General features: G+C 56.5%; 13 protein-coding genes, 3 tRNA genes and 3 rRNA genes. 5 read left to right on the top strand and 14 right to left on the bottom strand.

The genetic code is table 11. The features are described 5' to 3' along the window. Positions 1-43: 43 nt before the first annotated feature. The 6 genes from WFP06_RS02880 to WFP06_RS02855 all read right to left on the bottom strand — a co-directional run bounded on the left by WFP06_RS02880 (position 44) and on the right by WFP06_RS02855 (position 6,354). A complete protein-coding gene (locus WFP06_RS02880; protein WP_336985741.1) occupies positions 44-1,357 on the bottom strand; it encodes an HlyD family type I secretion periplasmic adaptor subunit in 1,314 nt (437 codons plus the stop codon). Continuing rightward, entirely contained in the window at positions 1,354-3,144 is a 1,791-nt protein-coding gene (locus WFP06_RS02875; RefSeq protein WP_336985740.1) for a type I secretion system permease/ATPase, read from the bottom strand. The genes WFP06_RS02880 and WFP06_RS02875 overlap by 4 nt, the downstream gene beginning before the upstream one ends. Positions 3,145-3,319: 175 nt before the next feature. After that, positions 3,320-3,952, bottom strand: coding sequence for a glutathione S-transferase (locus WFP06_RS02870; RefSeq protein ID WP_336985739.1), 633 nt, complete (start codon positions 3,950-3,952; stop codon positions 3,320-3,322). Next, entirely contained in the window at positions 3,949-4,944 is a 996-nt protein-coding gene (trhO, locus tag WFP06_RS02865; RefSeq protein WP_336985738.1) for an oxygen-dependent tRNA uridine(34) hydroxylase TrhO, read from the bottom strand. Before trhO ends, WFP06_RS02870 begins: the two co-directional genes overlap by 4 nt. A 38-nt stretch (positions 4,945-4,982) precedes the next feature. Further along, entirely contained in the window at positions 4,983-5,588 is a 606-nt protein-coding gene (locus WFP06_RS02860) for an RNA polymerase sigma factor (protein WP_336985737.1), read from the bottom strand. Further along, entirely contained in the window at positions 5,581-6,354 is a 774-nt protein-coding gene (locus tag WFP06_RS02855; protein WP_336985736.1) for a hypothetical protein, read from the bottom strand. Before WFP06_RS02855 ends, WFP06_RS02860 begins: the two co-directional genes overlap by 8 nt. Before the next feature lie 103 nt (positions 6,355-6,457). Between WFP06_RS02855 and WFP06_RS02850 the strand changes: the two genes are divergently transcribed. After that, positions 6,458-8,167: a tetratricopeptide repeat protein gene (locus tag WFP06_RS02850; protein ID WP_336985735.1), complete on the top strand. Its 1,710-nt coding sequence runs from the start codon at positions 6,458-6,460 to the stop codon at positions 8,165-8,167. A gap of 333 nt (positions 8,168-8,500) precedes the next feature. Here WFP06_RS02850 and WFP06_RS02845 read toward each other — a convergent pair. The 6 genes from WFP06_RS02845 to WFP06_RS02820 form a co-directional block, all read right to left on the bottom strand. Then, positions 8,501-8,577 (bottom strand) — tRNA-Met (locus WFP06_RS02845). Between the two features lie 224 nt (positions 8,578-8,801). Continuing rightward, positions 8,802-8,916, bottom strand: a 5S ribosomal RNA gene (gene rrf / locus WFP06_RS02840). Between the two features lie 124 nt (positions 8,917-9,040). After that, positions 9,041-11,834: ribosomal RNA gene (locus WFP06_RS02835) — 23S ribosomal RNA — on the bottom strand. Between the two features lie 352 nt (positions 11,835-12,186). Next, positions 12,187-12,262, bottom strand: a tRNA-Ala gene (locus WFP06_RS02830). Between the two features lie 30 nt (positions 12,263-12,292). Next, a tRNA-Ile gene (locus WFP06_RS02825) sits at positions 12,293-12,369 on the bottom strand. Positions 12,370-12,564: 195 nt separating this feature from the next. Further along, positions 12,565-14,055, bottom strand: a 16S ribosomal RNA gene (locus WFP06_RS02820). The 16S, 23S and 5S rRNA genes sit together here with 3 tRNA genes alongside, the layout of an rRNA operon. A 722-nt stretch (positions 14,056-14,777) precedes the next feature. Here WFP06_RS02820 and WFP06_RS02815 point away from each other — a divergent pair. The 4 genes from WFP06_RS02815 (at position 14,778) to WFP06_RS02800 (ending at position 20,183) form a co-directional block, all read left to right on the top strand. Further along, the gene (locus tag WFP06_RS02815) at positions 14,778-16,295 is read left to right on the top strand and encodes a lipopolysaccharide biosynthesis protein (protein WP_336985734.1); all 1,518 of its coding nucleotides are present in this window, start codon (positions 14,778-14,780) and stop codon (positions 16,293-16,295) included. A gap of 115 nt (positions 16,296-16,410) precedes the next feature. Beyond that, positions 16,411-17,343, top strand: coding sequence for a retroviral-like aspartic protease family protein (locus WFP06_RS02810; RefSeq protein WP_336985733.1), 933 nt, complete (start codon positions 16,411-16,413; stop codon positions 17,341-17,343). Positions 17,344-17,426: 83 nt separating this feature from the next. Further along, the gene (locus tag WFP06_RS02805) at positions 17,427-19,253 is read left to right on the top strand and encodes an ABCB family ABC transporter ATP-binding protein/permease (RefSeq protein ID WP_336985732.1); all 1,827 of its coding nucleotides are present in this window, start codon (positions 17,427-17,429) and stop codon (positions 19,251-19,253) included. 102 nt (positions 19,254-19,355) lie between these two features. Continuing rightward, on the top strand, positions 19,356-20,183 hold the full coding sequence (locus tag WFP06_RS02800; RefSeq protein WP_336985731.1) for a sterol desaturase family protein: 828 nt from the start codon (positions 19,356-19,358) through the stop codon (positions 20,181-20,183). Between the two features lie 5 nt (positions 20,184-20,188). Here the strand turns inward: WFP06_RS02800 and WFP06_RS02795 are convergent, their stop codons facing one another. Beyond that, positions 20,189-23,029: a M16 family metallopeptidase gene (locus tag WFP06_RS02795; protein ID WP_336985730.1), complete on the bottom strand. Its 2,841-nt coding sequence runs from the start codon at positions 23,027-23,029 to the stop codon at positions 20,189-20,191. 132 nt (positions 23,030-23,161) lie between these two features. Beyond that, complete coding sequence (gene hslU, locus WFP06_RS02790) at positions 23,162-24,463, bottom strand: ATP-dependent protease ATPase subunit HslU (RefSeq protein WP_336985729.1); 1,302 nt, start codon at positions 24,461-24,463, stop codon at positions 23,162-23,164. Positions 24,464-24,465: the final 2 nt, after the last annotated feature.

The raw sequence follows: 24,465 nt of genomic DNA, 5'->3' as shown, positions 1-24,465 counted from the left end.
AACACATCCAACCACCCGCGGCCCAGGCCGCGGCGTTAAGCAATTACTCGCGGAATGCGCGCTGCGATAGGCGCGTAATCGGCCTCAGGATGTAGTCGAGCACAGTTCGCTTATCGCCAATCAGATTGACCTCGGCGGTCATGCCCGCACCAATCGGCAGGTTCGCGCCGCTATTATCGACGATCGAATTGCGGTTTGTCGTAACCTGAACCTCGTAATAAGGCTCTCCGGTCCGCTCATCCAGTTGACTGTCGGGACTGATCGCCGACACCCGCCCTTGCAGCCCGCCGTAAACGGTCGGATCATAAGCAGTGATGTTCACCTTGGCCTTCTGTCCGATGGCAATCCAGCCGATATCTGCGGGCTTTATCCGTGCCTTTACCACCAGCGCGTCCTCGCTCGGGACAATCTCGATCAAAGGTTCGCCCGGTGAAACGCTTCCGCCGACTGTCGTCTTGAGTACGCGGTTGACCTTGCCGTCCATTGGCGAGCGCAGCATCGTGCGGTCCGCACGTTCTTCGAGCGCGGGCGTGGACTGGCGGTTGGTCACAAGTTCGCTTTGCGCGGCGGCCAACTCTGCTGCAGCTTCGCTACGAAAATCTTGCCGGGCCTGCGCCAGACTGGCGCGGGCTTCGGCCACACCGGCTTGCGCGCGGGTAATGTTTGCGCGCGCCGCGGCCACTTGCGAACGCGAAACATCTGCGCGGTTCTGGGCCTGGATAAGTTCGATCTCGGGTTCGATTTTCTTGGCCACCAGCGGACGGATCAGATCAAGCTCCTCCTTCGCTGCTGCCGCTGCGCTCAAACGCGCCTCCAGCTCGGCGCGCGATTCGGCGACAGCGCGCTCGGCGCCCTGAACGCGCGATTGGTAGGCTGCCATCTGGCTCGCAAAGGTGGAACGCCGGCTGTTATATAATGCCCGCTCGATGGCTACCTGCTGTTGCAACGCTGCACTTCCGCCTGCCGGAAAGACCGGGCTGCGACCGGTAATTTCGGCCTGAAGCCGCGCCACCTTGGCGCGCAACGCACCGGCTTCGGACTGGTTTACAGACAGGTTGCCGCCAGTTTCAGTACCATCGAGTTCGATCAGCGGGGCATTGGCCTTAACCTCTTGCCCCGGTTTGACGAAAATCCGTTCGATCACCCCGCCTTGAAGGTTCGACACCACTTGCAACTGCGCTGACGGCACAACCCGCCCCTGACCGCGCACTACAACATCAAGCTTGGCAAAGGCTGCCCAAATGATGAAGATGACGACGATCGCGGCGATAACATACAGCAGCAGATTGGCAGCTTTTGACGGCGAAATATCCGCCATCCGGTCTTCAAACCGGCGATCTTCGAGAGCCGCGCTCATTTTTTTCCTCCGGTAGTAACCAATCCGGCTGTTGCGGAATTTACCTGCTTGGGATCACGCTGCATTTTGGCCAGCACATCTTCGCGCTGCCCGTCAGCCACGATTTTGCCCTGATCGATCACGACGATCCGGTCTACCAATCGCAGAAACGGCGTGCGGTGGGTGATGACGACCAATGTCCTGCCTTCGACCTCGTCCTGCAGATTATTGAGGACGGAGTTTTCTGTATCGGTGTCCATCTGGCTGCTGGGTTCGTCAAGAACCAGAATTTGCGGCTTTCCTGCCAGTGCCCGGGCCAGCGCAATCGACTGCCGCTGACCGCCCGAAAGGCCTTCACCGCGGTCAGCCAGACGGCGGTCATAGCCATTGGCGAGCTGTTTCATGAACGTGTGGGCGCCGGACAATTCGGCGACGCGTAACAATTCGGGGTCATCAACGTTTTCACGTCCCAGAACGATATTTTCACGCACCGTGCCAGAGAACAGGACGCTTTCCTGAAGCGATGCTCCGATGGAAGACCGCAGCTGCAACTTGTCAAGCTGGCGGATGTCCACACCATCAGCCATAACGCTACCCTCATCAGGCGGGTACAGCCCCATGATCAGGCGTGCGATGGTCGACTTGCCGGATCCCACGCGGCCGATAATCGCGACCCGCTCACCCGGTTCGATTTTGAACGACACGCCTGCCAGAGCGCGCGCTTCGGTACCGGGATACCGAAACGAGACATTGGCAAATTCGATCTCGCCGCGCAGGTCCTTGATCCGCAGCGGCTCGCCGTTCGACGTTTCGTTTTCGGTCTGCATCAAACTATCGATCTGGCGGTATGCTGAGCGCGTGGAGTTCAGGCGCGACAAGAGCGAGGCGATCTGCGTAAGCGGTGCAACCGCGCGGCCGGCCAATATCGAACAGGCAATCAAACCGCCAAACGACATCGCCTGCTCGGCGATCAGACCAACCCCGACAATCACCACGCCGGCATAGGATATCATCTGCGCGCTTTGTGCGAAGGTGAGCGCAATATTGGCAGTAAGCCGCTGTTTCAGCGCCGTGCCAGCGTGATCCATCATCGCTGCTTGCCAGCGGCGGGCCAGCATTGGGCCTGCCGCCGACGCTTTTACCGTCTCGAGGCCGCCGATCGTTTCGACCAGCACGGATTGCTTTTGAAGGCCTTGCCCCAACGAGCGCGCGCTCAGCCGGTCCATCGCCGGATGGGTGAGCCAACCCGCCAACAAGACCAGCGGAATCATTGCCATGGGAACATACACGACGGGTCCGCCGATCAATCCGATGACTACCAGTATCAAAACGATGAAAGGCACATCGACGATTGCCGTAACTGTCGCGCTGGCAAAGAAATCGCGCAGAGCCTCAAGCTCGCGCATCAGACCAGCGAGTGCACCGGTCGATCCCTTGCGCTTGTCGAGCCGTATCTCCAGGAGCTGTGTAAAGACATTGCCGCCAACATCGCGGTCGATCCGCGCGCCTGCGACGTCGGTGAAATAGGCCCGCAGTAGCTTGAGCAGAAAATCGAAAACAATCACGATCCCCAGCCCGATAGACAGGGCGATCAGCGATTCCGTCGCGTTATTGGGGATCACCCGGTCATAAACGACCATGGTGAACAGGCTGGTTGCGAGCGCAAAAATGTTCACGAAAACAGCTGCCAGCGCAACACGCAAATAGATCGGCTTGTTTTCGCGCAAGGGTTCCATCAGCCAGGGTGCAAATATCTGTTTGCGTTCGGCAATGTTCAGCCTGTCGGGTGTATTTTCGGCGTCGGTCAAATATTTGGTCCGTAAATTGTGGGCAGGCCGCCAATTATCTTCTGCGATGCTGCCTGGATGTGAAGCGTGCCTACCCGAAAATAGGGCGCTTTCACAAGCAGCTAGATTCGCTGCATCGCCCCGTTACGGGAACCGGTCGTTGGCCGCAGTCTGAACGGAGCGCGTCAGGATTTTTTCATGCTTTCGGAAAAACGCTGACGGGGCCGCCGGCAACCCAGGGCACGCGCTTTTCCATAATCGAACGGAACAATTGTGACGAGATATGGTGATCGAGCCAGCGGCGGACAGCCGGTATCGGCGCGCTGTCGAACCAGTCTCGGTCGGTGAAGGCAAACTGCCGGACGAACGGCATTATCGCAGCATCGACAATTCCCATCGCATCTCCAGCCAGATGGGGTGTCGCTGCGAGCCGCGTGTCGAGCGGCCGGAGCAAGCCAAGACAGGCAGAACGGTGAGCAATCGGATCATTATCGTGACGCGGCGCGTATTTGTAACGGTCGAGATGATGTTTGAACGGGCCGTCATTGGTTTCGACCAGTTCGGGGAGATCGCGGGTGAGCCAGCCCCCCGGATCGCAGCGGTTTAGCGCCCAGTACATGATATCAAGGCTTTCGTCTTTGACATCACCGTCAGGTAAAACCAATACCGGCACCGTTGCCTTGGCCGATGCTTCAATCATTTCAGACGGCTTGTTTGCCAGTTTGACCTCGCGCAATTCGCAAATTTGCCCGCTGACCGCCAGAGCCAGTCTTGCGCGCATCGCATATGGACAGCGGCGGAAACTATACAGGATCGGACGCTCGCTCATTTTCCGCTGCGCTGTACTGCCCCGATATGATCTTTGCCGAATGCGGCGGCACGCGTCTCCTGCATTTGCCGTTCGCGGTACCTCGAACGCTGTTCTTCGCTGCGCTCGTCATGGCAACGGGCGCATTGCACGCCTGTCTCAAACAGCGGTGATAGTATGTCATTTTCGCTCAGCGGTCTGCGGCAGGCATGGCAGAGATCGTATGATCCAGGCTTAAGACCATGCGCCACAGTGACACGTTGATCAAAAACGAAGCATTCGCCCTCCCACAGGCTTTCCGCTTCGGGAATCTGCTCCAGATATTTCAATATGCCGCCTTGCAAGTGGTAAACGTCCTCGACACCTTCGGATTTCAGAAAAGCAGTCGATTTCTCGCAGCGAATTCCGCCGGTGCAGAACATTGCAACCTTTGGCTGCTTTCCTTCACCCAGCAGCCGGCGGCGTTCATTGCGGAACCATGCCGGGAAATCGCGGAACGTCTTCAGCCCCGGATCAACCGCACCCAGGAATGTGCCCACACCCGTCTCGTAATCGTTCCTCGTATCGATGGTTATCGTGTTTGGATCGGATATCAGGGCATTCCAGTCTGCCGGCGCAACGTAACGTCCAACGCTTGCAGTGGGGTCGATGCCAGGCTGGCCCATCGTTACTATCTCGCGTTTGATGCGGACTTTCATACGGAAAAACGGCATCGCAGGAGCGCGCGAGGTTTTGGCTTCCAGTTCTGTTAAACCCGGTAATGAGCGGATTTGCGCGAGCACATCGGCGATGGCCGGATCAAAGCCGGCGATTGTCCCGTTGATCCCCTCAGGAGCCACCAGAAGCGTCCCCTTGACGCTGGCGCGGCTGCATATCGCGGCCAATGTATCGCGCAGGTCTGCAGGCGCGGGAACAGGTACGAATTTGTAGAGGGCTGCCACACAGACTGGCAATTCTTGCTTGGGCATCGGGGTCGCACTTGGGTTGTTATCGGACGGTGATGCCCCGTCCATGCACGGGTTTGCGCGCTTGCACAACGCAGCAGATCAACTCAGCAGGCGGCCATACGCTCCCATTTCAGGGGCGTTCCCAGATGTTCGAACCGAGATACGTCCGCTGTGTCGAGCATCCACCGCTGCAGCTTGGAACGGGCGTAGTGCAGCCTCGTCTTGACCGTGTTCACCGGGCAGTCGACGACATCGGAAATTTCCTGAAGAGAAAGCCCCTCGAAATAGCACAGATTTACTGCCTCGCGTTGCTCGGGACTGAGGACGGTTAGAACCGCTTTCAACCAGCGACTTTCATCGCTTAGCAAAATCGCCTCCTCCGGATCGCGCCGCTCATCCATGATGGCGTTGAAGAAAGTCCCGGGCCGGATTATCTCGCGGCCACTATTCTTGCGCAGAATATTGATCGCCTTGTTGCGGACTATTCGGCGTATCCAACCGATTGCGCTGCCGGTACCGACAAATTTTCCGGCCTGCTGCCAGATGTCGATAAAGGCTTCTTCTACGGCGTCTTCCGCATCAGTCATGTCGCCGGCAAGCACCGCGGCCGCGTGCGCCAGCATCGGCATCCGCAACCGCCTGTAAAGAACCGAAAACGCGCCTCTGTTTCCTTCGGCAACGCTGCCCAGAAGCACTTGAATTTCACTCATCACAGCCACCATCAAGCGGACGGCGAAGGATTGCCCACACCAGGCTGTTGCTGGCATCCCTGAAATGCGTGATTTCAAAGCCGGCGGTCATTGCCGATCGCCGAAGGGTAAGTTCGTCCTGGCAATGCAGTGGCAAGCCATTGCAAATCATTTGCCAGCCATGGCCCGAATGCCCGGGCACAAAACTCGCCATAAGCACAGTGCCGCCTGCCGCTGTTGAGAAAAAAAGAGCTCGGAGCCGCGCCTCTAGCGCCGCACACCCAAGCGCTGGTGCGGTGCCAATTGCAACGATGAGGTCATAGGAAACACGGTCCGATACGGCCAGCAAGTCCGAACTGCAGGCGATATTATCGGTATTCCTCCACCCCATCCGGTCAAGCAGCCGTTCCGAAGCATCGTCAGCCAGCCAGATCGATTTTCCGGTCGCCCATGCTTTGCACATGGCATCGACCGCCAGATCGTGTCGGGCGGCGAGCGCACGCGAAAACCCTAGGTCGGCGATTGATGCACAAAGCACATCGGTCCCATCGCCTGACCTGCAAAGCGGGTTTTCGGACACGGCATCGCCGCCCTTTGCGAAATCGCCCAGGAGAGTGGCAAGCGGGTGCTGTAACAGACCCTCTCGCCACTCTGCGGCATCCCCCCCTGCCGCAACGATCCCGTCAAGAGTTCCGGCCAGCAAAAAAGTCGCCTCGTGAATTCTGCCAGACTCGACTTCGAGTAAGACGTGATCAAACAGCGACGTTGTATGAGCCGGAATATTCATTACACCCGTCTGATAGGCACGGGGAGTCGCATGACCGTCCCGCCAGAGTCCGGAAATCGTGAAAAACATGAGACAATTTCATTCGTGATGGTAAGCAGGGCTGATGGGGGATGGATTCCGAACTGCTGGAAAGCGGCCTGCAGTAGAAATGTCGCTTTATGGGCCATTTTCGCTGATCGACGCAGACGGTGTCCGGATTCCCGTTACAAGCAGGCGCGGGCAAGCCTTGCTCGCCATGCTGGCAACCTCCGGCAAAGGTGAACGAGCCCGCAACTGGCTGCAGCAGATGTTATGGTGCGACCGTGCGCCAGAACAAGCCAGGCCCAGCCTCAGGCGGGAGCTTTCCAATTTGCGCAAGCAGGTCAACGCGGGCAGCTGGGAGCTTCTTTTCGCTGATAGCGACCGCGTCTGGCTGGATCTTGACCTTGTAAAGATCGATCTTCGCCTACCCGGCCCGCGGTCAGGTCAGGATTTTCTCGAGGGGCTGGATATTCCTGGCGAGGAGGCGTTCGAAGATTGGTTGCGCGAACAGCGCATGAAACTGGCAGCACCCCCCGGCGATTATTTATCCGATCAGCGCATGGCAGCATCTGCTAGCGGACGAGAGCCTTTTGCGCTGAGGCCGGCAATTGCAGTGCTGCCTCTGGCGCTCCACCCGGGCGATGGCGACAATGAATTTCTAATTCACGGATTGGCAGAAAGCTTGATCAACAGCCTCTCACGGCTCAGGTGGATGTCGGTTATCGCAAAAAACTCGAGCTTCGCTGTCGACAGTTCGCTGAAAGACCTGCGCGAAATAGGGGCGGCGCTTGGCGCACGATACATTGTAGAGGGGCAGGTTCAGGGCAATTCCGGACCGTACATTCTGACTGTCACGATGACGGATGCAGAAAACGGACAAATCCTGTGGACTGACAATTTCGCAATAGACGATCTTGGCAACGCCGACACGATGCAGCGGATTTTGTCCGCGATAACCGCAAGTCTGGGACACCAGATTGACCAGAATGAACAGCGCCGAGCGATGCAGAAGCGGGCCGGTGATCTCGACGTCGCTGAATTGGTGTGGCGCGCCAAATGGCATTTCGGACAGCTCAGTAGCGAAGGGATCGAGGAAGCCGCGCAACTTCTGGATCAGGCAGCGGCTATTGCGCCAAATTCGCCGGATGTCCTGATTGAGAAGGCTTGGCTATTAATCAGGCAATTGTGGCTGGAAAGGGGTTCGGACGCTGATATCCGGACAGCACGCAGGGCCGCACAAAAGGCCATTCTGGCCGATCACGAAGACGCGCGGGGGCATATGCTTGCCGGGATCGCCGAATTCTGGCTCAGACAGCCGCTGAGGGCTGAAAGCCTGCTGCGCCGCGCAGTCGATCTTGATCCGAGCCTGGTGATGGCACACGCGCAGTTAGGCAGCGCATTGCTTCACAAGGGAGCGTGGTCCGAGAGTATAGATTCGCTTGAAACCGCAAGAACGCTTAGCCCCAACGACTTCGATCTGTTTTATATTGAAGGCGACCTGGCGATGGCGCATCTTGGTGCACGGCAGTTGAGCGAAGCTGTGGATCATGCCGATGCCGCCCTGTCACGCCGCTCTGCCTATTGGTTGGCGCATGTCGCCAAGATCAGCGCACTTATGGGGCTTGATCGACCCGATGAAGCCGCCGATGCCTATCGTGAGCTGATAGCGGTGCAGCCGCACTTCAAGCCCGAATTCATCGATTGGCTGCCCTATCTTGATGTGGCGCGAAACGTCGCTTTGAAGGACGCGGTGAAACAGGCCGCATCGGAACCAAGCGGGAAGATGGACTAAGCCGAAACCCCAAGAGCGAATTATACAGGTAGCCAGTTCACCAAGCCAAAAACGCCAGACCCATTTAAGGTGGGCCGCCCCTCTGGCTTGACGCAGTTCAGTTTGACAAAACTCGCAAAGAAATGAGACGTCGCAAACCGGGTTGCCGGCGGCATCCGGCCGAACATGATTAAAAGCTACTTTCGCGCTTATAAATCTAGCTTTTCGGTGAGGTCGCCAAAAAACCGAAGGGCATAACGTGCCATAAATATCCGACTAAAGGGCAGACAGCACAAAGCACAGTAACCCCATCGGTAGCCAAAGAGCGAAAAATCGAAGGTTTTTGAAGAAAACTGGTTGCGGGGGTTGGATTTGAACCAACGACCTTCAGGTTATGAGCCTGACGAGCTACCGGACTGCTCCACCCCGCGTCACCGTTTGTGCCTCAAGCGCCAACCGGTGCATTCGCACCCTTGGCTTTCCTCGCGTTAGCTCGGCCAGCCGGTCAGCGTTGCGGATCCCATAGATCCGCCGGCTCAAATTACCACGCCTATCGGGAACAAGTCCGTAAAGACGCGAAAAGGGCCGACCTGTTACGGTCGGCCCTTCGCATAATGAATGGGTTTTATAATAACTCTTACCCGCTGGCTTCAATGCCTGGCGACGACCTACTCTTCCAACGCTTGAGCGTTAGTACCATCGGCGCAGTCTGGTTTCACGGCCGAGTTCGAGATGGGATCGGGTGGGTCACAGACGCTATAGCCACCAAGCAATGGGGCCAGCGTGTAAGGGTTTTAAATCGATACAATATTCAAAGGGCGTCTGGCTGGTATCGTCCGACATCGCAGCAGATCTAGGACCGAAGCCCAGGACTGACATTGATGATGCGAATTCTACAAGCGCGAACAGAACTATTAGGACCGGTTAGCTACACGCATTACTGCGCTTCCACACCCGGCCTATCAACGTAGTGGTCTACTACGGTTCGATGATATCTAATCTTGAGGGAGGCTTCCCGCTTAGATGCTTTCAGCGGTTATCCCGTCCATACATAGCTACCCTGCGGCACTGCTGGCGCAATGACAGGTACACCAGAGGTATGTTCACCCCGGTCCTCTCGTACTAGGGGCAACTCCTCTCAAATATCGACGCCCACGGCAGATAGGGACCAAACTGTCTCGCGACGTTCTGAACCCAGCTCACGTACCACTTTAATTGGCGAACAGCCAAACCCTTGGGACCTGCTCCAGCCCCAGGATGTGATGAGCCGACATCGAGGTGCCAAACGATTCCGTCGATATGAGCTCTTGGGAATCATCAGCCTGTTATCCCCGGCGTACCTTTTATCCGTTGAGCGATGGCCCTTCCACGAGGGACCACCGGATCACTATGACCGACTTTCGTCTCTGCTCGACTCGTCAGTCTCGCAGTCAGGCAGGCTTATGCCATTGCACTCTTGCAGACGGTTTCCAACCGTCCTGAGCCTACCATCGCGCGCCTCCGTTACTCTTTAGGAGGCGACCGCCCCAGTCAAACTACCCGCCACAGAGGGTCCTACTACCGGATAACGGTAGTTAGTTAGACATCAGAAACGAACAGGGTGGTATTTCACAGGTTGGCTCCACTCGGACTGGCGCCCAAGTTTCAAAGCCTCCCACCTATTCTACACAGTTCTTTCCTAATGCCACTCTGAAGCTGCAGTAAAGGTGCACGGGGTCTTTCCGTCTAACCGCGGGTACTCCGCATCTTCACGGAGAATTCAATTTCGCTGAGCATATCCTGGAGACAGTGGGGAAGTCGTTACGCCATTCGTGCAGGTCGGAACTTACCCGACAAGGAATTTCGCTACCTTAGGACCGTTATAGTTACGGCCGCCGTTTACTGGGGCTTCAATTCGGAGCTTGCACTCCTCCTCTTAACCTTCCAGCACCGGGCAGGCGTCAGACCCTATACGTCGTCTTGAAGCCGACTTAGCAGAGTCCTGTGTTTTTGATAAACAGTCGCTACCCCCTGGCCTGTGCCCCCTCCACACTGGTTGCCCAGTGAGAGGGCCTCCTTCTTCCGAAGGTACGGAGGCAATTTGCCGAGTTCCTTCAGGATACTTCTCTCAAGCGCCTTGGTATACTCTACCTGACCACCTGTGTCGGTTTCGGGTACGGTCTATATGCAGAGGCTATTTCCTGGAACCGCTTGGCTGCATGTTCAATCCAATAAGGACACACAACTTCCACGATCCGTCACACATCTGCAGGCCCACGAATATTAACGTGGTTCCCATCGACTACCCCCTTCGGGCTCGTCTTAGGGGCCGGCTCACCCTACGCTGATTAGCATTGCGTAGGAACCCTTGGTCTTTCGGCGAAAGGGTATCTCACCCTTTTTATCGCTACTCATGTCAGCATTCGCACTTCCGATACGTCCACCGTCGGTTACCCTTCGGCTTCATCCGCTTACGGAACGCTCCGCTACCGCTCAGAATAAATTCTGAACCCTAAGCTTCGGTGCATATCTTTAGCCCCGTTACATCTTCGCCGCAGGAACCCTTATTTAGACCAGTGAGCTGTTACGCTTTCTTTAAAGGATGGCTGCTTCTAAGCCAACCTCCTGGTTGTTTTGGGATTCCCACATGCTTTCCCACTTAGATATGACTTGGGGACCTTAGCTGTAGGTTAGGGCTGTTTCCCTTTTGACGACGGACCTTAGCACCCGCCGTCTGTCTGCCAGACTAGTCTCGTTGGTATTCGGAGTTTGGTTAGGTTTGGTACCACTCGCGCAGCCCTAGCCCATCCAGTGCTCTACCCCCAACGGCAATCATCTGACGCTCTACCTCAATAGATTTCGCGGAGAACCAGCTATTTCCCGGCTTGATTGGCCTTTCACCCCTAAACACAACTCATCCGATAATTTTTCAACATTAAACGGTTCGGTCCTCCAGTGCATGTTACTGCACCTTCAACCTGGTCATGCCTAGATCGCCGGGTTTCGGGTCTAATCCATCATACTCAGTCGCCCTATTCAGACTCGCTTTCGCTGCGCCTACACCTAACGGCTTAAGCTTGCATGGTAGATTAAGTCACTGACCCATTATGCAAGAGGTACGCTGTCACTCCCCAAAGGAGCTCCAACTGCTTGTAAGCATTCGGTTTCAGGTACTATTTCACTCCCCTAATCGGGGTGCTTTTCACCTTTCCCTCACGGTACTTGTTCGCTATCGGTCACATACGAGTATTTAGGCTTGGAGGGTGGTCCCCCCATGTTCAGACAGAATTTCACGTGTTCCGCCCTACTCGAATCCTTTTATATCACTTTCGCATACGGGGCTGTCACCCGCTATGGCCACACTTTCCAGAGTGTTTTGCTAGTTGAATAAAAGGCATTGGCCTGGTCCGCGTTCGCTCGCCACTACTAACGGAATCTCGGTTGATGTCTTTTCCTCCGGGTACTGAGATGTTTCAGTTCCCCGGGTTCGCTTCACCAAGTCTATATATTCAACTTGGTAATACCTTATCCACCTCGCTCAATTCACAGTAAACTGCAAATCGAGAGAAATGGTGAAGGTGGGTTTCCCCATTCGGAAATCGCCGGATCAAAGTTTGCTCACAACTCCCCGACGCTTATCGCAGCGTGCCACGTCCTTCATCGCCTGTATGTGCCAAGGCATCCACCAAATGCTCTTACCTCACGCTTGAGAATCCACACCATCAACGACAGGCCTGGAACGAAAACCACCCACTGCTTGCATAAGACAGCGGCGATCCTCACCCATGCTACTAACCTGCAGCAATAATGCGGACGATAATCTCAGCCAGATTACATTTGTAATTTGTTTGTGTCGCAATGCATATCGACGCGAAGGCCCGAAAGCTTTCACATTTCCATACAATGCTCCACGGCATCGATTTAAAAACCCATTCACAATGTCAAAGTCGCAGGGGCAATCCCCCACTACCAATCCTGAACTGAAAGTCCGGACCGGATCTGTTGTCTTCATCTCTGGAGTAATACGTCGTGCAGCCAGGCTGTTAAGCCGGCGCGATATCTGGTGGAGCCTATCGGGATCGAACCGATGACCCCCTGCTTGCAAAGCAGGTGCTCTCCCAGCTGAGCTAAGGCCCCTTCAGATTGGTTTTGAACGCTGATTGGCAATGGTGGGCCGAGCAAGATTCGAACTTGCGACCTCACCCTTATCAGGGGTGCGCTCTAACCAACTGAGCTACCGGCCCTCATTAACCGTGCTAGCCAACCGATCCGATTAAGAAACGGCGTGACGCACAGGGCGAAGGGCCAGCTCAGGCGTATAACACAGCAGTGCTGTGTTAATCTCCAGTGATGAAGGGACATGAGGACGACGGCAATGTTCTTTGAAAAAGTGCGAAGCATTTCCGACCAAAGCCGGACGCTTTCGTACCAATCCTTAGAAAGGAGGTGATCCAGCCGCAGGTTCCCCTACGGCTACCTTGTTACGACTTCACCCCAGTCGCTAAACCCACTGTGGTCGCCTGCCTCCTATTACTAGGTTAGCTCAACGCCTTCGAGTGAATCCAACTCCCATGGTGTGACGGGCGGTGTGTACAAGGCCTGGGAACGTATTCACCGCGGCATGCTGATCCGCGATTACTAGCGATTCCGCCTTCATGCTCTCGAGTTGCAGAGAACAATCCGAACTGAGACGGCTTTTTGAGATTAGCATGTTCTTGCGAACTAGCTGCCCACTGTAGCCGCCATTGTAGCACGTGTGTAGCCCAGCGTGTAAGGGCCATGAGGACTTGACGTCATCCCCACCTTCCTCCGGCTTATCACCGGCAGTTTCCTTAAAGTGCCCAACTAAATGATGGCAACTAAGGATGAGGGTTGCGCTCGTTGCGGGACTTAACCCAACATCTCACGACACGAGCTGACGACAGCCATGCAGCACCTGTCACTAATCCAGCCGAACTGAAGGTAAAGATCTCTCTAAACCGCGATTAGGATGTCAAACGCTGGTAAGGTTCTGCGCGTTGCTTCGAATTAAACCACATGCTCCACCGCTTGTGCAGGCCCCCGTCAATTCCTTTGAGTTTTAATCTTGCGACCGTACTCCCCAGGCGGATAACTTAATGCGTTAGCTGCGCCACCCAAGCACCAAGTGCCCAAGCAGCTAGTTATCATCGTTTACGGCGTGGACTACCAGGGTATCTAATCCTGTTTGCTCCCCACGCTTTCGCACCTCAGCGTCAATAATTGTCCAGTCAGTCGCCTTCGCCACTGGTGTTCTTCCGAATATCTACGAATTTCACCTCTACACTCGGAATTCCACTGACCTCTCCAATATTCTAGTCTAGCAGTTTCAAAGGCAGTTCCGGGGTTGAGCCCCGGGATTTCACCTCTGACTTAATAGACCGCCTACGCGCGCTTTACGCCCAGTAATTCCGAATAACGCTAGCTCCCTCCGTATTACCGCGGCTGCTGGCACGGAGTTAGCCGGAGCTTATTCTCCAGGTACTGTCATTATCATCCCTGGTAAAAGAGCTTTACAACCCTAAGGCCTTCATCACTCACGCGGCATTGCTGGATCAGGCTTTCGCCCATTGTCCAATATTCCCCACTGCTGCCTCCCGTAGGAGTCTGGGCCGTGTCTCAGTCCCAGTGTGGCTGATCATCCTCTCAGACCAGCTATAGATCGTCGCCTTGGTAAGCTTTTACCTTACCAACTAGCTAATCTAACGCGGGCTCATCTAAAGGCGATAAATCTTTGGTCCGAAGACATTATCCGGTATTAGCAGTCGTTTCCAACTGTTATTCCGAACCTAAAGGTAGATTCCCACGCGTTACGCACCCGTGCGCCACTAAGCCCGAAGGCTTCGTTCGACTTGCATGTGTTAGGCATGCCGCCAGCGTTCATTCTGAGCCAGGATCAAACTCTCAAGTTTGTGTCACGAGCCAACTGGCACAATTTTCCTGCCCGAAGGCCGAAAGATCGCAAACCAGGCAGCCCGAATTTCGGGAGCCGATACCTGCACTTGTCAATGTAATGGATACATTAGGACATGTCTGAAACATACTTGCGTGAGCAAATATGAAACATTAAGGCATCGACTTATTTAACCGGTTACCGCAGCCCAAAAGCCCGCGGACCGGGCGCCGTCGCCCACATGTCCCTTCATCTAAACTAACAATGTCAAAGAGCCGACCAACATAAGAAGCGGACAACTAGGGTTCCCCGAAAAATTTCCGGGGGACTGGCTGTCCGTTTATATTGGCGACCGTTGCGAGGTGGGCGGTTGAAACCGTCTGCTCCGCTTCGGTGAGAGGGCATATATGGGGCGCTTCGGATTCGGTCAACGGGTTTTTGCAACTTTATTACAAAAAATGTGAAAATCGGCGGATTTCTGGGAAACTTCCGCGTCAATCGTTGGCTTCAGAGTGAATTTGCGGGCGGTCTTTCGTGGTCGCGCTTTCCGGTTCTCGCTCAAATCAGTCCGAGTCACCGTTTTCCGCGCCGTATTGGCTGAAAGGCGGGTTATTGATTCGTCGCTTGAAAGCCAAAACGGTGTCGGGCTCGCATCGGCACAAGGTATTGCCTGGAAGGTAACGAAAGAAATCCAAAGGCGTATTGCGAAAACAGCAACCTTTTGCGGTTAACGCGCCCTTTATGAAAATGTCGCCCATCGCAGAAACAATCAACGCCGGGGTTGTCGCCGATCTGGGCGGAAGGGTACGCAGCGCGATTGCTTGGCGTCTCGGTAGCCAAATTGCTGCGCAGATAATCACCTGGACCAGCACGCTGATCGTCGTCCGCCTGCTGGAGCCAGGTGATTACGGCCTATTTGCAATGACGCAGGTTGTCGTGGTCGCGCTTAATTTCCTCAACGGTTATAGCTTTGCCACCTCGCTCATCCAAACAAGAGAGGTGAACGAGCGCCGTATCGGTCAGGTGTTTGGCCTGCTGATCCTGTCGGCAATATTGCTTGCGGTTAGCCAGTACCTTCTGGCGCCCGTGGCTGCCGAATATTATGGACAACCGCTCGTGAAGGATATGCTGCAGATCCAGGCGGCGATTTTCCTGACGACGCCTTTCATTGCCTTGCCGACAGCGCTGCTTGCCAGAAGGATCGAATTCCGCAGTCAGGCACTGGTCAATCTCGTCTGCGCAGCCGCGGGCGGCATCACCGCGCTTGCATTGGCATGGTATGATTACGGGGTCTGGGCGCTGGTCTATGCACCTATCGTGATGTTTGCCGTACGCGGCATCGGAATGACGATTGCGGCGCGGTTGCTGGTTTGGCCCGTGTTCGATTTTCGCGGTGCGAGGGACATCATTTCGTTTGGCGGCGCGCTGACTCTTTGCCAATTGTTCTGGATAGTCCAAAGCCAGAGCGACATTTTCATCGCCGGTCGGGCGTTCAGCCCGCATGATCTGGGGCTGTATTCCGAAGCACTGTTCCTGACATTGATTTTTGTGGGCCGCTTTCTGCCGCCGCTTAACGAAGTTGCCTTTCCGGCTTATTCGGAATTGCATCAGTCGGGACAGCCGATCGGCCAGGCATTCTTGCGCACAGTCAGGGCCGTGATGCTGGTCGCTGCCCCGGTTTATGTCGGATTCAGTCTGACGGCAGAACCTTTTGTAGCCACAGTGTTCGGGCAGAAATGGCTGGAGATGGCACCGATAGCGGCTGGGCTGGCAATCGCCATGCCCGCCATGGCGCTGCAAATTATGTGTTCGCCAGCGACAAATGCATTGGGCAGACCGGGTATATACGTAGCTAACAGCATCGCGGGGGCGTTACTTTTTCCCGCCGCATTCCTCATCGGGGTTAAATTCGGGCCGGCGGGGTTGGTTCACGCATGGTGGGTGTGTGCCCCTTTGCTGCTGTTGTTCACTCTGGCGCTGACATTGCCGGCGATCGGCGTTCGCAAACGCGATTTGCTCGGGGCGTTGGGGCCCGTGGCCGCTTCCTGCCTGGTGATGGCGATTTGCGTCTATTTAGCAAAACATGCCGGACTAGCTATCCATCCAGCGCTGGAACTGGTATTCCTGGTTTGTGTCGGCGCGGTGAGTTACGCGGCGTCTTTATGGTCCGGTTGGCCCGCCTATGTGCGCGAAGCATGGTCGCTTATTGTCCGACGCCAACCCGACATATTGTTGAACGAAGACATGGAATTGCGCTGAAGCGTCCTTCGTTATAACAGTATTGCGTGCGTCAGCTTGGTTTTGATACGCTTCCGTGTTACCTTGATCGTCAGCGCCGGATACCTTTGTCACCGCCGGTGCGGAAAGGTATTTCATGCTTCTTTCCTCATTATGGCCCCCGGTTGCTTTGCTTCTTGCCGGGGCACCAGGCGCGGTTGGTGACGCGGCAGAGGCGATCGACCCTCCCGCCAACGAAGACATTATCAAGGCCACCCAAGGTCGCGACCAGCGCCTGACTGTACCGGTGAGCATCGCGGGGCATGGTCCGTTCGATTTTCTGGTGGATACCGGCGCGCAAGCGACCGTTGTGACCGGCGGAGTGGTTGATCGCCTCGGTCCTTTAGAGCGCGGGCGGGCAATGTTGGTTGGCATGGCCAGCCGGCGGGTGGTCGATACCGTCGAAGTCGATGGCCTTGTGTTAGGCAGCCGCATTTTCGACAATCTGACCTCGCCGGTACTCGACGCTCGGCATGTTGGCGCTGACGGGATTATCGGTCTCGACAGCTTGCAGGACCAACGCGTGCTACTGGATTTCAAGACCAATACCCTCACTGTATCGGACGCAAAATCCCTGGGTGGGAACCGCGGGTTCGAGATTATCGTCAAAGCGCGCCGGAAATTGGGGCAGTTGGTTATCACCGATGCGGTCATCGACGGTATTCGCACCGCTGTCATCGTCGATACCGGATCGCAGGCGACCGTCGGCAATCTGTCGCTGCAAAGCAGGTTGCGGCAAAGGCGCGGTCCCGATTCGGTAATGACTGATGTTACCGGCGCAACGATGACCGGCCGGATCAGCACGACGGAACTGATCAGCATGGGTAATGTCCATATGCGCGGCGTCTCCATCACTTTCGCCGATGCGCCCCCCTTCGCCTCGCTTGGTTTTTCCAAGAAACCTGCGCTTATTTTGGGCATGCGCGATCTGCGCCTGTTTGACCGGGTGGCGATTGATTTTGCATCGCGCCAAATCCTGTTTGATTTGCCGCGCGGTGCGCGCACCGTACGCCAGGGCTTTCTCGATTGATGTTCCTTGCAGGACGCTGATCCAGACGCAGGCTGCAGCCCGATCATTGCCAATCCGCCATCCGCTCCCCAGTTGGAGTGGCGATGCCCCCTGACACTGTAACACCTTCGCAAATCTCCTCCGCCAAACTGGCCGATCCCGAAAGCTGGGTAACTTTGAAGCGGTTCCTGCCATATCTCTGGCCAGATGACCGCCCGGACCTGAGAATGCGGATCATCATTGCGATGTTTTTCGTGGTCCTGACCAAGGCCACCATTCTGGCCCTGCCCTTCGCATACAAGAACGCGGTCGATGCAATGGCCACACCCAGCAACGAAGCGACCATGGTGGCACTGGCGCTGGTGCTCGCTTACGGACTGGGCCGGTTTTCGGGTGTCGTATTCGATAATCTGCGCAACGTCATTTTCGAACGTGTCGGTCAGGAAGCGACGCGCAATCTGGCTGAAGACGTCTTCGGCAAACTGCACAATCTGTCGCTCCGGTTTCACTTGTCCCGCCGGACGGGTGAAGTAACCAGAACGATAGAACGGGGCACGAAAAGCATCGATTCGATGCTGTATTTCCTGCTTTTCAATATCGCTCCGACATTGCTCGAACTGGTTGCGGTCGCGATTATTTTCTATCTGAATTTCGGCTGGGAACTGGTTGCTGCAACTGCTGTAACCGTCGTGTCCTATATCGCGCTGACACGCTGGATCACCGAATGGAGAACCAAGCTGCGCGCCGAGATGAACGATCTGGATGGCAAAACCCATTCTCGCGCGGTAGATTCGCTGTTGAATTATGAAACCGTGAAATACTTCAATGCCGAAGCGCGGGAACAGCATCGGTATTCTGCTTCCACACAAGCCTATGCTAAAGCTGCGATAAAATCGGAAAACTCGCTGGGCCTGCTCAATATTGTCCAGGCGCTGGTCACCAATCTCCTGATGGCAGGGGCAATGGCGTACACGGTCTGGGGCTGGAGCAAAGGCGAATTGACAGTCGGCGATCTGGTGTTTGTAAATACCTATCTCATGCAGCTGTTTCGCCCGCTCGATATGCTTGGCTGGGTCTATCGGACTATCCGCCAAGGGCTGATCGACATGGCGGAAATGTTCCGGCTTATAGACACCGAAATTGAAGTCAAAGACGTGCCGGGTGCGCCCGCGCTGATTGTCAAACGTCCATCAATCACGTTCGACAATGTGGTGTTTGGATACGATCCCGAACGGACCATTCTTCACGGCCTTTCTTTCGAAGTGCCGGCCGGCGGCCACATTGCCCTGGTCGGTCCGTCAGGCGCGGGCAAGTCCACCATCGCGCGGCTGTTGTTCAGGTTTTATGATCCGTGGTCGGGACGCATATTGATTGACGGTCAGGACTTGGCCGGGGTCCAGCAGGAAACCGTCCGTCAGGCGATCGGCATCGTTCCGCAGGATACGGTGCTGTTCAACGATTCAATCGGTTACAACATCGCGTATGGCCGCGGCGGTTCAACCGACAGCGACGTGATGGCGGCAGCCCGCGACGCGGCCATCCAACCGTTCATCGATCTGTTGCCTCAAGGGCTCGAGACAGAGGTGGGCGAGCGAGGGCTGAAACTTTCCGGCGGCGAAAAACAGCGGGTGGCTATCGCGCGAACGCTGGTGAAGAACCCCCCCATCCTGCTGCTCGATGAAGCCACCAGTGCGCTCGACAGCCGAACCGAGCAGGACATCCTTGCAACCTTGCACAAGGTTTCAGCGAACCGGACGACACTCAGCATCGCGCATCGCCTATCGACAATTGCCGATGCGGACCGCATTCTTGTGCTTGAAGGCGGGCGGCTGGCAGAAACGGGCAGCCACAGCGAACTCCTTCGCGCAGACGGACTTTACGCGGAAATGTGGTCCCGTCAGCAAAGCGAAAGCGAGGATCTGTCGATTTGACCGACCGGATCGCATCACTACCCGCCAGCAATCGCTATACATCAGCGGCCCTTCCATGTTTTGCCGGTTTGGTTCATATCATTCGCGCAAGAGGATCCGACTTTGAACCATAATCCTGACCTCGGTACATTTCTGGCAGAGAAAATCCCGCACATCTTCGTGCTGGATTTTTCACGCTACATGATTGCGGCATCACTGGTCGCCTGTGCGGTATGGCTGCTGTCCCGGACCAGCTGGGCGAGCCGGAAAATCCAGACGCGCGATGCCACACGGGCAGATTTCAAACGTGAGTTCACTTCATCAATCCGGACGGTAGTGATTTATGTCATCGCGATGTTGCCTGTCATCTGGTTGTTCACGGCAGGTTATCTGCCGACCTATCAAGGCGAATATGGCTGGGGCACCTATGCGGCCTATCTGACCGCCATCATCCTGGCCCACGATGCGTATTTCTATTGGACCCACCGCACGATGCATCATCCGCGCCTGTTCAAGGCATTTCACTTGCATCACCACAAAACGATTACTCCGACTGCGTGGACATCATACAGTTTTGACATAGGCGAAGCGTTTGTGATGGTCGCATTCATGCCGATCTGGCTGATCCTCGTGCCGACACCCGGCGGCGTGATTTTTACATTTCTGGCGGTCATGATAACCCGTAATGCGATGGCGCACGCCGGGCTGGAACTGCACCCGCGCGGATGGGCGAACCATCCCGTCCTGGAATGGATATCGACCACCACCCATCACGACATGCACCACGGGGGCAGCTTCAAGCATAATTTCGGTTTCTATTTCACCTTTTGGGACAAGCTGATGGGGACCGAGCATCCCGATTATGTGGCGACATTCAACCGTGTCACCGGCGCCGCTGACCGTGCGGGGGCTGGCATTCCGGCAAAGACCGAAAGCCCGCAAGCCGCCTGACCCGGCTATTGGATTGCGCGCCGCAGCGTCTCGTTCGACAAGTCGAGATCAGCGGCCGAAATCACTTCGACGCCGGGGCGCAATTTCCGAATGCCTTCGATGAATTGCTTCGAATCGCCGACAATAATAAGCGTTGCCTGCGCCGGATCGACCACCGCCGTCGCCGCATCAGACGCAGCTTGTGCATTCACTGCGGAAAGCCGCTGCGCCAGCCGCGCCGCTTCGGCAGGCTCGATCCCTTGTTGGAGCAGATCTGCGACAATGCTGTTAAAGCCCGCGCTGGTTTCAAGCGACCGCGCATAAGCACCGGCAAGGAACAGGCGCCGCGTTTCCAGCGCATCTTCCTCGAGCGGCTGCGCGCCCAGCCGGGCAAATTCATCGAGAAATATCTTTGCGACATCCGCAGCGCTTTCGTTTTTGGTCTGCGCGCTAGCCGACAAGACAGCTTCACCCGCCAGCGAAGGCATTGCGCTGTAAGCGCCGTAGCTCAGGCTGCGTTTGGTGCGGACCTCTTCGAACAACCGCCCGCTCGATCCTCCCCCCAGCACCGAATTGGCCAGCATCAGAGGATAATACCGATCATCTGCGCGCGAGACGGAGCGCACTGCAGCGATCACAGCTGCTTGCCCCGCTTCGGGCATATCGACGACAATTGTCCGCACACGCTGCGCCGCGCCATCAGGATCGGCGATTTCGGCTGCCGGTTCGCTGCCCTTCGTCCAGCCGCCCAGCAGGCGGTTGGCAAGCGCAGTTGCATCACCCGCAGATATTCCTCCGCTCACGATCACTTTTGTCCGTGCCGGATGCCAATAGGTTTCGCGGTGCTTTAAAAGATCGGCAGCGGTCAGTTCTGCAAGGCTGTCCGGCGTGCCCCCAGCCAATGTGCCGTAAGCCGCGCCGCCGTACATTACCGGCTGCATGACATACCGCGCGAGGGCGCCTGGATCTTTGAGCGAAACCTGCAAACTGTCGATCGCCCGCGTGCGCTCGCGCTGAAATTCGTCCTGGGGATAGGCAGCGTTCCGGATGACATCTGCCAGCACCTCGCCCGCTGCCTCCATCGTTGCGACAGGTGCGGTCAGGCTGAAAACGGTGCCATCGGTCCCGGCCCTGCCGGACATGGAAGCGCCCAGACTTTCCAACCGTGCTGCGATCTCTCTCGCGCCCAACGTGTTGGTGCCTTTGTCGGCAAGCGCTGCAGCAAATTCGGCGATCCCGGCTTTGGCGCGCGGATCGCTGGCGCTGCCGCCGGGCAACAATACGGTCATCGTGGCAATCGGGACATCACCCGTCTGCGCGGCGACGACCTGAATGCCGTTTGCCAATGTCGTCTCGGTAATGTCCGAGGTTGCGACAAATGGTGTTTCGCCCGGGCCGGGAGGGGCTTCGCGCGTTTCGGGGGGATTTACCTTGCGCGGCTCGCCCGTGGCAGCAGGCAAACTGCGGAAGGTAGGAACCGGTGCGGGATTGGCATAGGCAGCCTTATCATCCGCGCCCTGAAGATAAGTAAATTCGACACGGCCATCGGGCCGCAGATATTTGTGCGCGGCGCGGCGGATATCTTCGGCAGTGACAGCCGCAAGCGCGGCAAGCCGCTTGTCTGCGGCCTTGGGGTCGCCGGTTAAAACCAGTGCCTCGCCCAGCTCAAATGCACGGCCCCGCGCGGTTTCCCGCTGGCGAAGAGACATCGCAAAAAGTTCATTGCGCGCTTCGGCAAGTTCGGCATCGCTCACCAGCTTTGTCCGCATATCCTCGCGCACGGCCGCCATAATGGCGCTGACTTCGTCCCGATCGGAAGCGGGATTGATGTAAGCGAATTGCGCGAAGAACCCGCCCTCCTCGCTTTCATTGATATATTGCTGTGCCTGGACCGCTTTGCCCGTGCGGATCAACGCCTCGTGCAAACGGCTGTTGTCGCCCTGCGACATGATGGTATCCATCATTTCAAGCGCAGCCATATCGGGATGGCCGGCTTCGGGGAGCTTCCACGACGCGCCAACCAACGGCAAGGGTACATTCGGCGCCGTCGCGTTTACGAAACGCGGGGCGGACCGCTCCGGTTCGCGGGTGCTGATTGTCAACTCGACCGGATCGGGACGACGCGGAATATCGGCAAAATATTCGTCTACCAACATTCGCAATTCTGCCAGATCGAAATTGCCGGCAACAATCAGCGTGGCTGTGTCGGGACCGTAATAAGCCTGATAGAACGCCCGGGCATCATCCAGTGTCGCTGAATCCAGTTCTTCAATGCTGCCGATACCCGGGCGCCGCTGCGGCAGAACATCGTAGCTGTTTTCAGGCAGCACAAAGCGCAGGAACCTGCCATATGGCGGTGCAAGAACGCGCTGGCGCAGCTCTTCTTTAACCACGCCGCGCTCTGTTTCGAAAACGTCATCATCGACAACCGTAAGCGCCATGCGTTCCTTATGCGTCCACAACATCCGTTCAAGATATTGCGCGGGAACAGTCTCGAAATAATTGGTACGATCCGCGCTGTTGGATGCATTGCGCGTCCCGCCGATATCTGCGGTCAGCCCGTAAATCATGTTATACGGCATATTTTCGGTTTTGCGGCTGCCGATATGCTCAAACAAATGCGCAAAGCCGGACCGGCCCTCGGGATCAAGTTTAGAGCCGATCTCATACCACAGCGAAGTTGTGACCATACTGGTGGAATCATCCTCAACCGCGACGACGCGCAGTCCGTTATCCAGCATCCATTCGGTAAATTCGATCTCTGGCGGGGTAATCGCTGGTTGGCTGGCGCTGTTCTGAGCGCCCAGCGGCGCGGCCACGGCCAGCGCGATAGCGGCAGCGCCTGCTGCAAGAACGGTTCTGAGCATGGTATCCCTCCGGTTTGATATGGGCGGGATTAGACCAAGCCTTGTCGCGGTGTGCAAGGGGTGCTGCTGTCAGCTCTATGAAACAACGATGATTTTCGACAGGCAGCGGGCGGCGTGCGGCGCGCCCGCAAGTCAAAGTATGTATTTGCTGAGGTCGCTGTCCTGCGCCAGATCGGTCAGGCGTTCCTTCACATAAGCCGCATCGACGATGATCGTCTCGCCAGCATGCTCCTCGGCTTCGAAGCTGATTTCTTCAAGCAGCTTCTCCATCACGGTCTGCAGACGGCGGGCACCGATATTCTCGACACTTTCGTTCACTTGTGCAGCGATCTTGGCAACTTCCGCAATCGCGTCCTCGGTAATGGTCAGAGTGACGTCTTCGGTCGCAATCAGCGAGGTATATTGCGACACAAGATTGGCCCGTGTTTCGGATAATATGCGAACGAAGTCCGCTTCTGTCAGAGCGCGCAATTCCACCCGGATCGGCAAACGGCCCTGCAATTCAGGTAACATGTCCGAAGGCTTGGCAACGTGAAACGCGCCGCTTGCGATAAATAGAATGTGGTCGGTCTTCATCGGACCGTATTTGGTGGCTACGGTGGTGCCTTCGATAAGCGGAAGCAGATCGCGCTGCACACCCTCGCGGCTAACCGATCCGCCGCGCACATCGCTGACCGCGATCTTGTCAATTTCATCGAGGAATACAATTCCGTTAGTCTCGGCATTTGCAAGCGCGACGCGGGCGACATCATCCTGGTCCATCCGCTTTTCCGCTTCTTCGTCAACCAGCTTGTCCCACGCATCGGGAACTTTCATCTTGCGGCGTTTTGCATTGTTCCTGCCCAGCGCCTTGCCCATCATATCGGACAAGTCGATCATGCCCATTGCGCCGCCCATTCCGGGAATATCCATCGACATTGCAGGGCTGTCCTGCACTTCGATTTCAACCTCTGTGTCGTTCATGGCGTTCTGGACAATCCGCTGCCGGAAACTTTCGCGGGTCGCCTCCGACGCATTGTCACCCACCAGCGCGATCAGCAGCCGGTCCATTGCCGCCTCGGAAGCCGCTTCGCGCACCGCTTCGCGGCGGCGGTCTTTCTCCAGGCGGATCGCCTCTTCGGCCAGATCGCGGGCAATCTGTTCGACATCCCGCCCGACATAGCCGACCTCGGTGAACTTGGTCGCTTCGATCTTGATAAAGGGCGCCTCGGCGAGTTTGGCCAGACGGCGGCTGATCTCGGTTTTCCCGCAGCCGGTGGGCCCGATCATCAGAATGTTTTTGGGCGTAACCTCGTCGCGCAATTCAGGGGAAAGGCGTTGGCGGCGCCACCGGTTGCGCATCGCAACCGCGACAGCGCGTTTTGCATCCTGCTGGCCGATGATATGTTCATCCAGCGCGGCCACAATGGCTTTGGGAGTTAGATTGTCGATCATGA

Source organism: Altererythrobacter aquiaggeris (genome assembly GCF_037154015.1).
GTDB lineage: Bacteria > Pseudomonadota > Alphaproteobacteria > Sphingomonadales > Sphingomonadaceae > Aestuarierythrobacter > Aestuarierythrobacter aquiaggeris.
The sequence above is the reverse complement of the archived record's forward strand: the minus strand, read 5'-3'. Positions and strand labels throughout refer to the sequence as shown.

Excerpts from the sequence above, each read along its gene's own strand:
- WFP06_RS02880 (WP_336985741.1), bottom strand. The coding sequence starts at position 1,357 with ATGAGCGCGGCTCTCGAAGATCGCCGGTTTGAAGACCGGATGGCGGAT.
- WFP06_RS02870 (WP_336985739.1), bottom strand. The coding sequence starts at position 3,952 with ATGAGCGAGCGTCCGATCCTGTATAGTTTCCGCCGCTGTCCATATGCG.
- trhO (WP_336985738.1), bottom strand. The coding sequence starts at position 4,944 with ATGGACGGGGCATCACCGTCCGATAACAACCCAAGTGCGACCCCGATG.
- WFP06_RS02860 (WP_336985737.1), bottom strand. The coding sequence starts at position 5,588 with ATGAGTGAAATTCAAGTGCTTCTGGGCAGCGTTGCCGAAGGAAACAGA.
- WFP06_RS02855 (WP_336985736.1), bottom strand. The coding sequence starts at position 6,354 with ATGAATATTCCGGCTCATACAACGTCGCTGTTTGATCACGTCTTACTC.
- WFP06_RS02850 (WP_336985735.1), top strand. The coding sequence starts at position 6,458 with ATGGGGGATGGATTCCGAACTGCTGGAAAGCGGCCTGCAGTAGAAATG.
- WFP06_RS02815 (WP_336985734.1), top strand. The coding sequence starts at position 14,778 with ATGAAAATGTCGCCCATCGCAGAAACAATCAACGCCGGGGTTGTCGCC.
- WFP06_RS02810 (WP_336985733.1), top strand. The coding sequence starts at position 16,411 with ATGCTTCTTTCCTCATTATGGCCCCCGGTTGCTTTGCTTCTTGCCGGG.
- WFP06_RS02805 (WP_336985732.1), top strand. The coding sequence starts at position 17,427 with ATGCCCCCTGACACTGTAACACCTTCGCAAATCTCCTCCGCCAAACTG.
- WFP06_RS02795 (WP_336985730.1), bottom strand. The coding sequence starts at position 23,029 with ATGCTCAGAACCGTTCTTGCAGCAGGCGCTGCCGCTATCGCGCTGGCC.
- hslU (WP_336985729.1), bottom strand. The coding sequence starts at position 24,463 with ATGATCGACAATCTAACTCCCAAAGCCATTGTGGCCGCGCTGGATGAA.